The sequence below is a fragment of the Paraburkholderia antibiotica genome (assembly GCF_012927125.1).
GTDB classification, from domain to species: domain Bacteria; phylum Pseudomonadota; class Gammaproteobacteria; order Burkholderiales; family Burkholderiaceae; genus Paraburkholderia; species Paraburkholderia antibiotica.
Genome location: NZ_JABBFZ010000043.1, coordinates 1 through 8,559 on the forward strand (window position 1 = coordinate 1; position 8,559 = coordinate 8,559).

Annotated in this window: 10 protein-coding genes and 1 pseudogene; 2 read left to right on the top strand and 9 right to left on the bottom strand. The window is 59.6% G+C overall.

The features are described 5' to 3' along the window. Together HHL14_RS32290 and HHL14_RS32295 are read right to left on the bottom strand one after the other, a co-directional pair. Positions 1–425 (bottom strand): annotated as a pseudogene (locus tag HHL14_RS32290) (hypothetical protein); the annotation flags it as partial. A gap of 33 nt (positions 426–458) precedes the next feature. Then, positions 459–2,201: a ShlB/FhaC/HecB family hemolysin secretion/activation protein gene (locus HHL14_RS32295; RefSeq protein ID WP_169501661.1), complete on the bottom strand. Its 1,743-nt coding sequence runs from the start codon at positions 2,199–2,201 to the stop codon at positions 459–461. 271 nt (positions 2,202–2,472) lie between these two features. On the opposite strand from HHL14_RS32295, the gene HHL14_RS32300 reads away from it, so the two are divergent. Continuing rightward, positions 2,473–2,568 (top strand): SymE family type I addiction module toxin, encoded by a 96-nt coding sequence (locus tag HHL14_RS32300; protein ID WP_169501668.1) that lies wholly within the window; start codon positions 2,473–2,475, stop codon positions 2,566–2,568. Positions 2,569–2,627: 59 nt separating this feature from the next. Here the strand turns inward: HHL14_RS32300 and HHL14_RS32305 are convergent, their stop codons facing one another. The 4 genes from HHL14_RS32305 to HHL14_RS32320 form a co-directional block, all read right to left on the bottom strand. Further along, positions 2,628–3,128 carry a hypothetical protein gene (locus HHL14_RS32305; RefSeq protein ID WP_169501662.1) on the bottom strand — a complete coding sequence of 167 codons (501 nt, stop codon included), beginning with the start codon at positions 3,126–3,128 and terminating at the stop codon, positions 2,628–2,630. Between the two features lie 109 nt (positions 3,129–3,237). Continuing rightward, positions 3,238–3,441, bottom strand: a complete 204-nt coding sequence (locus HHL14_RS32310) for a hypothetical protein (RefSeq protein WP_169501663.1) — start codon at positions 3,439–3,441, stop codon at positions 3,238–3,240. A gap of 114 nt (positions 3,442–3,555) precedes the next feature. Then, on the bottom strand, positions 3,556–4,080 hold the full coding sequence (locus HHL14_RS32315; protein ID WP_169501664.1) for a hypothetical protein: 525 nt from the start codon (positions 4,078–4,080) through the stop codon (positions 3,556–3,558). Beyond that, positions 4,077–6,632: a hemagglutinin repeat-containing protein gene (locus tag HHL14_RS32320; RefSeq protein ID WP_169501665.1), complete on the bottom strand. Its 2,556-nt coding sequence runs from the start codon at positions 6,630–6,632 to the stop codon at positions 4,077–4,079. Before HHL14_RS32320 ends, HHL14_RS32315 begins: the two co-directional genes overlap by 4 nt. 35 nt (positions 6,633–6,667) lie before the next feature. On the opposite strand from HHL14_RS32320, the gene HHL14_RS33695 reads away from it, so the two are divergent. Then, positions 6,668–6,832, top strand: coding sequence for a SymE family type I addiction module toxin (locus HHL14_RS33695; RefSeq protein ID WP_169501666.1), 165 nt, complete (start codon positions 6,668–6,670; stop codon positions 6,830–6,832). Between the two features lie 62 nt (positions 6,833–6,894). Here the strand turns inward: HHL14_RS33695 and HHL14_RS32330 are convergent, their stop codons facing one another. From HHL14_RS32330 to HHL14_RS32985, 3 genes are all read right to left on the bottom strand, one after another. Continuing rightward, positions 6,895–7,194, bottom strand: coding sequence for a hypothetical protein (locus HHL14_RS32330; protein WP_169501667.1), 300 nt, complete (start codon positions 7,192–7,194; stop codon positions 6,895–6,897). 2 nt (positions 7,195–7,196) lie between these two features. After that, the gene (locus HHL14_RS33440; RefSeq protein ID WP_329601776.1) at positions 7,197–7,988 is read right to left on the bottom strand and encodes an HNH endonuclease family protein; all 792 of its coding nucleotides are present in this window, start codon (positions 7,986–7,988) and stop codon (positions 7,197–7,199) included. After that, on the bottom strand, positions 7,886–8,559 hold a 674-nt coding region (locus HHL14_RS32985), incomplete at its 5' end, for a hypothetical protein (protein WP_206002622.1). The genes HHL14_RS33440 and HHL14_RS32985, both read right to left, overlap by 103 nt.

Here is an 8,559-nt window from a genome sequence, read left to right on the forward strand (position 1 = left end):
TTGCCCGTCGTCGCCAGCGACATGAGGCCGCCGCTTTGCAACGTGCCGAACGCGTTGTTGATCTGCTCGCCCTGAATCGACAGCGTATTGCTCGCCTGCACCGTCCCGCTGTTGTTGAAGGTCTGCGCGTTCTGCAGATCGATGTCGGTCGCCGCGATCAGCGGCCCGTTCATGTCCTGCTGACTGGCCTTCGCGAGATAGACGACCGGCACGAGCACGGACTGCCCGTCAACGACCTCCGTCTGCATGATGATCACGTTGCTGGTAAGTGCCGCCACCTGGTCCGCCGACAGGCTCATGCCGAGCGGCAGGTTCAGGGATTCGGCGAGTGATGCGCCCGCCGACATCAGCGCCTCATACATCGACTGCGTGTCGGCATAGGGGCCAAGTACGGCCTTGCCGGTCAGCGAGGTGAGCCCGTGTCTGCGAGGTGCTTTTGCCGCATCGTCGATACAGATTCAGAATTGAGCCGTTAGCTGGAACCCAATCGTCACGCTCGACGCAGGAAAGCCCGACGGCGCATAGATAGGAGTACCAGCGAATACGTCATAGCTATACGTGCCGAGACGCGACGGCACCGAGCCCTTCAGGCCGATGGCCGCACCCGCTAGTTGCGTGCCTGCAAGACTCGCCGCGGACGGACCCCACAGGTGGCCATAGTCGAGGCCTGCGTAGAGAACCTGTCCCGAAGCCCCAAGCAGATACTGGAGTTCATTGCGCCAGTAGAAACCTTTTTCCGCCGCGAGCATCGTCTCGCCGCTGAAACCGCGCACCGTATAGCGGCTACCGATGGTCAGGTCGTCGATATAGTTCAGTTCGTCGTTGGTGAACTGCCCGTGTACGGTTCCCACGTAACGCAACGATTGGCCTGCCACCTTGAACGGCACCGAAAGGTTCGCGTCGAGCGTCGCCATGTGGAAGCGGTAGGTCGGTCCGCCTGGCGTATCAGGCTGGGCGCCTAGCCCGCCGATACCCTGCCGGTAAGCGAGCGTGCCGTCGAACTGCGCCGCACCAAAGTAATGCCGGTTGGTCAGCCCCGCCTCGATAAATGTGTTGTTGCGGTACTGCTGAGGTATTTCGGTATCCTCGATAAAGCTCGCGCCGAACCGCTTGACAAGCTGGAACTCGACGCCCGACACATCGTTCTGGCTGCGATGGATGACGCGCTCAAGTTTGAAGCCCGCCGTCTGCGCATTGCCGCTTGCGACGAAAATCTGGCTGGCCTGTGCGACCTGCTGGTAGTACGTGTTCGTATAGCCGTAGAGCGTGCCGGTCCAGTAGCCCCACGGCACCGCATACGAGGCGTTCCAGCCGTGCGTACCGAGGTCGTGATTGCCGAACTGCAAATCCTGGTTGAACCCTGCCGAGAGAATGTCGTTCAGGCCCAGGAGGTTGTACAGACCAAGCGAAACGTTGCCGATGTAGCGCCCCGTTTCGTTGGTGCCGGAGTTGTCTGCCGAGACGACGAGCGACCACGGTTTTGTACGCTTGACGGTCACGACGACATCGCTCTCGCCGGGCGACGTGCCGGGCGCAATCTGCATGGTCGCGTCCTGGTTCGGTACGCGCTTCATCTGTTCGAGACCCTGCTCGAGGTCGCGCAGTTGAAGAATGTCGCCGTCCCGCGCAGGGAATGCGGTTTTGAGGGTGCCGCGTGTATCCGGGTCGGCGAACTTGACATTACGGATAACGCCGGGAATGAGAGCGAATTTCAGCGTCCCCTTTGAGAGGTCCTGCGCGGGCAGGAGGACCCGCGTCGTAATGTAGCCACGACTCAGGATCTCGCCTTGCAGGCCCCTGGTCAGCAGGTCGAGGCCCTGTTTGCCGACGCATTGGCCCTCGTAGTGCCGTAGCCAGTCATGAAGGAACGCGAACGGGTCCATCGGTAGCGCCGACGCACCCTTTACGCGGTCGGCCTCGGGCAGCGTATCCGGTACCTCGACCGCGAACGAGTCGATACGGAAGCACGGTGTCTCGACGGGCAACACGGGCCATTCCCCTGCGACGGGAGCTGCCGAGCGCACAACCGGCGCGGCGACCGTCGCCGCGCGCTGCTGTGCGTCGCGTTGCTGCTGGAGCTGCTGGTTCTGTTCGGCGTTCGTGCGGGCGGCCGCCGCTACGTCGGGCGGGGTTTGCGCGTTCGACGCGAGCGTCACCAAGGCTGTGAGCGGCAAGGCCGCGAGCCTTCTTTTGTTTTTCATGCGAATTACTTTCGTTGACAAGTGCGCTGGTGGTCAGCCGATACTGTGCGTTGCTAGGGTCTGTTTCTCATGTAATGGATGGTCGCAAAGACGCAAAACACAGCCGCAAGTAACGAGCCATTCACTACTACAAATTTAATATCTGCCCATCCCCATTGATACTGCCCACCGTGTAGCCAAATGACGATGAAAATTGCCCTGACCTGCCTGGCGACCTTCGCCCAAACCCGGCAGGGACTGGCGAACGCCTACGTTCTTTCCGTGGCTTCGCATCGCCGGCAAGTGGCTTGAACAGGCCGGCTTCCCGCCCGGCCAGCGCGTCAGAATCCAGGTCGAGCACGGCAGGCTCGTCATCACGACGGACTGAACAACTACACAAACAACAAACCCGACCTTCGAGCCGGGTTTGTTGTTTGTGGCATCGCATCATTGGAGCCAGAATGGCTTGCCCTCCAGGGCGTCATACTCCGCAAGCGGCTTGTTCTTGTCACGTGCAAAGCCAGCAAGGTCGGAGATCACTACCCGTACCGGCTGGTAAATGTTGAACGCCTCGACAAATGACTCAGCAGAACCACATGCCCGTGCAAATTTCTCGAAGTATTCGCTGAATACATCAGCCAACGTTGGTTGATCAGGATTCAGCCAACTCTTCTCGGTATCGCCCAACATATGAGGCTTCCAATCGACCGCCGTTTGCGTCGGCAACTGCGCAAAGATTTCACGCACCTTCGCCATCAACGCTAACGCAGACTCCAGCTCTTCACGGCGAAGGTAGCGGCGGTACAGGCGATCAGTCAGCAAGCTCCAATCTTGCTTATGGTTAGCCTGTTTCGTGTACGCATTTAGGCAATCGAAGAATAGCTGCACGTCCGAACTAGTACCGAGTTCATATATCGAATGCCCTCCATCGAATCCAATTTTTCGCATCACTTAAACCTTATAGACGTTGGACTAACGATTCCATTGGACTTTTGCACAATACCTTGGATGATTGAGATTTTCTGCGCATCCGTCACTGTCTGACCGCGAGTATCAATCACAATCTGCTGCTGCATTCCATCAGGAAATTAGCCGCACGTTGAACCGCCTGATTTGCTACGTTGTTAATCAGGCCGCTTGAATTCGTCGCGATATTGTAGTTCTTCACCTCGAAACTGGCGGTTCCATCCTGCGCCACGAAGTCTGGCCGCACACTACCTGGTGTGCCATACGGCACCTGCTCGCCGTCTTTGTAACTCACCTGGGGATTGTGTCCCGGGCCAAGGTCCGAACCAACATCATTTTCTGATTCGCGCGGCGATGGCCGTCCGTTTCCACCATCGTTCAGCGTCGCATTACCCGGCCCATACCCCGATCACACCCCGTAATTTCGAACGATTTGGTTTATAAAGTCTCCATCAAACGCCTCACGTAGCACTGAGCGAGGGTCATGCTGAGCTTCCACAAAATCGCCTAAGGAGAGAAACCAATCTCCTTTTAGTGCTTCGAATATAGACATCATCTCCGCATCATCACTTCGAAAAGCCAATATTCCCCAGTTTACAGGTATATCTTGCACCATTACCCATCGTCTTTCACTCGACGCAACAATAAGACCAAATGGATTGCCAGCGTTAGCAAGCTCATCATCCAACACTTCAAATCTCTCCGCCCAGTTTTCCTGCGAATAAATTTTCGTCAACAAACTCAGAGTATTTGCACAATAAACATCAATTCCTTGACGATGTACAGTTGCATCTTGCAACGCTTTGAAAAATTCGAAATTCTCCCTCAAAAAGAAATCAAAAAACAAAAATCTATCGTAATCTTCTGATATAAATCGATTCGGCAATGTCGGTTTGTCAGTAATGACTTTAGATATCGAATCCACATGTTTCATTTCGAGCTAAACCTTAATTTGGTTGCTTGCCCCATTACGGTCACCGAAGCCGACGGAACGCCTTTTGGCGATCCAGCTATTCCGTTACCGGTGCTCGCTCCATAGAAAGTATAGGTAACTCCATCTTTCGTTAGCATGGTCACTGCACCATTTCCACCATACGAAGTGGCATACCCGTTTGCCTGAAGATTGGCAATTGCTTCTTGCTGAGGCATATCTAAAACAATTTGAGTAGCGCTGTTCTTGGTCATAGGAGTTGGATAAGAGGTGCTAACCCCCTGTGCTCCGAGATCGCTAACGATCTTACTACTCGCCTGCGTTGGGGTGCCCCCCTCAGCACTATTCGATGACGATGTGTTGCCTGTGCTATCGCTGTTGAATATCGCATTACCCGGCACATACCCCGCCGTACCCGGTGAGCCCGGTATCATCGTGCAAACCGGCGGATCGCACGCCGGCACCGCAGGCGTCACCGGCGACGCTCCGGTGTTCGGCGGGTTGCCATCGTTCTCCCCCAGCAACTCGTTGTTCGGATCGGACGGCGGCGTCTGCCCGCTGTTCGCCTTAATTATCCCGACGAGCTGGTTCCCCATGTTCGCTGCGCCGCGACCAGCCGACTCAACCTGCTGAACTCCCCAGTCACCCATCGCCGCAAGCGGATCGTTCAGCGCATCATACGGGCTATACACGAACAGACCCGTCGCCTTCAGATCATTCTGTTCGGTGATGTAGCCCGCACCGCGCTGCTGCGATGCCAGCACCGTTGCATAGTCAGGGTCATTGGTCGACAGTTGTGCCGCACACTGCACGAGATAGCACGCCGCATCGGCAAGTTGCTGTTGCTCCTCCGGCGTCTGCCCCTCCTGCAATTCCGCCAGCTTTTTCTTCTCATCCGGATGGTACTGCCGGTTGTACAGATCCGCCCCCAGCGCACCGTTGGCCCCGCTCAGGGCACCGCCTGCGCCGCCCAGTGCGGCACCAGCAGCCGCGCCCGCCGCACCTGCCACGACGTTCGTGACCAGCGACGCACCGGCCGTGTTGCCCAGCGCATTGCCGACAGCACCCGCGGCCAGATCGCCTGCGACCGTACCTGCCACAGCGCCCGCGATGTTGCCGCCGCCCAGTGCCGCTCCTGCCGCCGCAACCCCGGCGTGCAACGCGATACGCCCCGCGCCATCCGGGCCCCACGTTGACGGGTCACTCCTGGCGAGCTCGTCGGCAACGTCCCCCGCGACCTGCATGCCCACCTGCACCGCGCCCTGCTGGACCGCCATGTCGTTCTGCACGTCCTGTGCATTGAACGTGTTCGCGACCGAGCCGTTGGCGTTTGCTGTGTCACGGCTCAACCCGGCCGTGCTGTCCTGACCGGTGCCTGCGTCGCCTCGCACGGTGATCGTGCCAGGGCTCACCGCTGCGTAGGTCGTGCCCGAGGCGCTACCGCTCGTCCCGGCCACGCCGAAGCCGGTCGGACCCATACCCGTCACACTGGTGACACCCGGCATGCCCATGCCAGCCGTACTGGCGCTGAAGCCGACTGACGATCCCGAGTAGTCCGCCGTATTCTGCAGGTTCGTGTAGCCGAAGGTCTGCGTCGACAGCGAATTGTTTTCAGCCGCTGCCGTGCTCGCGATCACACCACCATCCAGTTGCGTATGGTTGCCGACATTGATGTCGAAACCGCCATTGCCCGCCTCGATGCCGCTTTGCTGGCCCACCGACTGGTAGTTGTCCCTGATCGTCTGGTCGCTCGCGCTCCCGCTCGCACTGACCGTCTGGCCATAGCAGAACGGCGGCACGCAGATGCTCGCCTGGAAGCCCGCGCTGTCCTGCTGGCTGTTGTAGGTATTCGTGTCCTGCGGACTCGTGACCGTCAGGTTCCGGCCCACGTCCGCATCAACCGTATTGCCCGACGCAACGGCGCCGATCAGGTTCGTGTCGCGCCCGCTCGTGATCGACAGCGTATCGGCCGCGCTGACCTCAGTATTCTGGTTCGTCACGCTGTTGCCGTTCACGTTGCCCTTCGAGCCGCTTGCCGCCAGTTCCAGCGTAAAGCCGTTCTGGCTGCCGCCAAGGCCAAATCCGACACCGATGCTCGCGTTCGTGCTGCTGTTGCTGCCCGTCTGCTGCGTCGTATCCTGCGCGGCGAGCAGGTTGACGTCGCGCGCCGCCTGCAGCGTTACATTCTCGCCCGAGATCTGCGTGCCCCGCGCGGTGATGTCGCCATCCACTGCGTTGCCATCCGCATCCTTCGCGCCGCTGCCCGTCGCATCGATGGTGACGTTTGCGCCTGCAGTGAGCGTGCTGCCATCGTTCGCGACCGCGCTGGCCTGCGAGTCGCTGTGGCTCGTGCCGCCGCCCACGCTCACGGTGACCTTCACGAGCGCGGGGGCCTTGCCGCCTGCTGCCGCCGCCGGCGCGCCATACACCGCCAGCGCGGCCTGCGCCACGTCCAGCGCAGCGAGGCGGGCGTCATGGGTCTGGCTTGCCTGGGTCAGGCTGCGGTTCACGGTCGCGATGGTGTCGCCCACCACGCCGCCGAGCGCGACGCTCACACCATCCCGAGCGCCGCGCCACCGTCCAGCAGCTCATGCGCTGGCGGCCTTCACCGAAACCCGGCAGGGACTGGCGAACGCCTACCTTCTTCCCCTGGCTTCGCATCGCCGGCATGTGGCTTGAACACGCCGGCTTCGAACCCGGTCAGCGCGTGAGGATCGAGGTCCAGTACGGCCGCCTCGTCATCACCCCAGACTGAACAACCCCACAATAAACAAACCCAGCGCAAGGCTGGGTTTGTCGCTTTCATGGCAGCAAACTTCAGGCAATCATCTTTGCCCTCTGCCACTGCTCGTCCTTGGAGCCTCTCCACGCATGCCATCCGAGCGGAAGATCCGCCAACTTAGCAACAGACGGATCAAGATTCACGATGCTTTGCAAACTCACGACTACAGCATCGCTTTCCATAGGTGGTTCTGGATCGTTTGTATGGAATTGCCATGCACCATCGTCACTATCGTGAGAGACATACGCAATCCATTCGTGTGCGTACACGATCTTCCTGTTCGCAATCACTGCAACATTTGGCGGATCAGCGAAGGCCCATTTACTTGATGTCATAGCTATTTATTCGACTTTTGCCGGTTCTGTGTGCGAGATAAGACCTGCGCATTGCTGTAACTGTTCGTTCCTTGTGTCGTATTTGGATCAGCAGGGTTTTTCGGCACGATGTGATCAATTTGAGCCTCGTTCGATGGTGGTGTCACGCCACTCTGACTCTTGCTCGGCATGACCAACTCCGTCCCGTCAACGTCTGATCGTAGCACTCCCCCGTTGTTGGCCATGTTCTGCTCGTAAATATTGTTCTTCTGAGTTTTCGTAAAATTTTTACCTGCCCCAACACTTGAGGAATCCGTCAGGTTCGAGTATGGACCGTTACCACTCGCGCCATTGCTTGCTGACTGATCACCATCTCCGCTATTGAACGTCGTATTACCCGCCCCATACCCCGCCGTACCCGGTGAGCCCGGTATCATCGTGCAAACCGGCGGATCGCACACCGGCACCGCAGGCGTCACCGGCGACGCTCCGGTGTTCGGCGGGTTGCCATCGTTCTCCCCCAGCAACTCGTTGTTCGGATCGGACGGCGGCGTCTGCCCGCTGTTCGCCTTAATTATCCCGACGAGCTGGTTCCCCATGTTCGCTGCGCCGCGACCAGCCGACTCAACCTGCTGAACTCCCCAGTCCCCCATCGCCGCAAGCGGATCGTTCAGCGCATCATACGGGCTATACACGAACAGACCCGTCGCCTTCAGATCATTCTGTTCGGTGATGTAGCCCGCACCGCGCTGCTGCGATGCCAGCGCCGTTGCATAGTCAGGGTCATTGGTCGACAGTTGTGCCGCACACTGCACGAGGTAGCACGCCGCATCGGCAAGTTGCTGTTGCTCCTCCGGCGTCTGCCCCTCCTGCAATTCCGCCAGCTTTTTCTTCTCATCCGGATGGTACTGCCGGTTGTACAGATCGCCCCCAGCGCACCGTTGGCCCCGCTCAGGGCACCGCCTGCGCCGCCCAGTGCGGCACCAGCAGCCGCGCCCGCCGCACCTGCCACGACGTTCGTGATCAGCGACGCACCGGCCGTATTGCCCAGCGCATTGCTCACAGCACCCGCGGCCAGATCGCCTGCGACCGTACCTGCCACAGCGCCCGCGATGTTACCGCCGCCCAGCGCGGCTCCTGCCGCCGCAACCCCGGCGTGCAACGCGATACGCCCCGCGCCATCCGGGCCCCACGTTGACGGGTCACTCTTTGCGAGCTGGTCGGCGATGTCGCCCGCGACCTGCATGCCCACCTGCTCGGCGCCCTGCTGGACCGCCATGTCGTTCTGCACGTCCTGTGCATTGAACGTGTTCGCGACCGAGCCGTTGGCGTTTGCTGTGTCACGGCTCAACCCGGCCGTGCTGTCCTGACCGGTGCCTGCGTCGC

Excerpts from the sequence above, each read along its gene's own strand:
- HHL14_RS33695 (WP_169501666.1), top strand. The coding sequence starts at position 6,668 with ATGCGCTGGCGGCCTTCACCGAAACCCGGCAGGGACTGGCGAACGCCT.
- HHL14_RS32315 (WP_169501664.1), bottom strand. The coding sequence starts at position 4,080 with ATGAAACATGTGGATTCGATATCTAAAGTCATTACTGACAAACCGACA.
- HHL14_RS32330 (WP_169501667.1), bottom strand. The coding sequence starts at position 7,194 with ATGACATCAAGTAAATGGGCCTTCGCTGATCCGCCAAATGTTGCAGTG.
- HHL14_RS32305 (WP_169501662.1), bottom strand. The coding sequence starts at position 3,128 with ATGCGAAAAATTGGATTCGATGGAGGGCATTCGATATATGAACTCGGT.
- HHL14_RS32295 (WP_169501661.1), bottom strand. The coding sequence starts at position 2,201 with ATGAAAAACAAAAGAAGGCTCGCGGCCTTGCCGCTCACAGCCTTGGTG.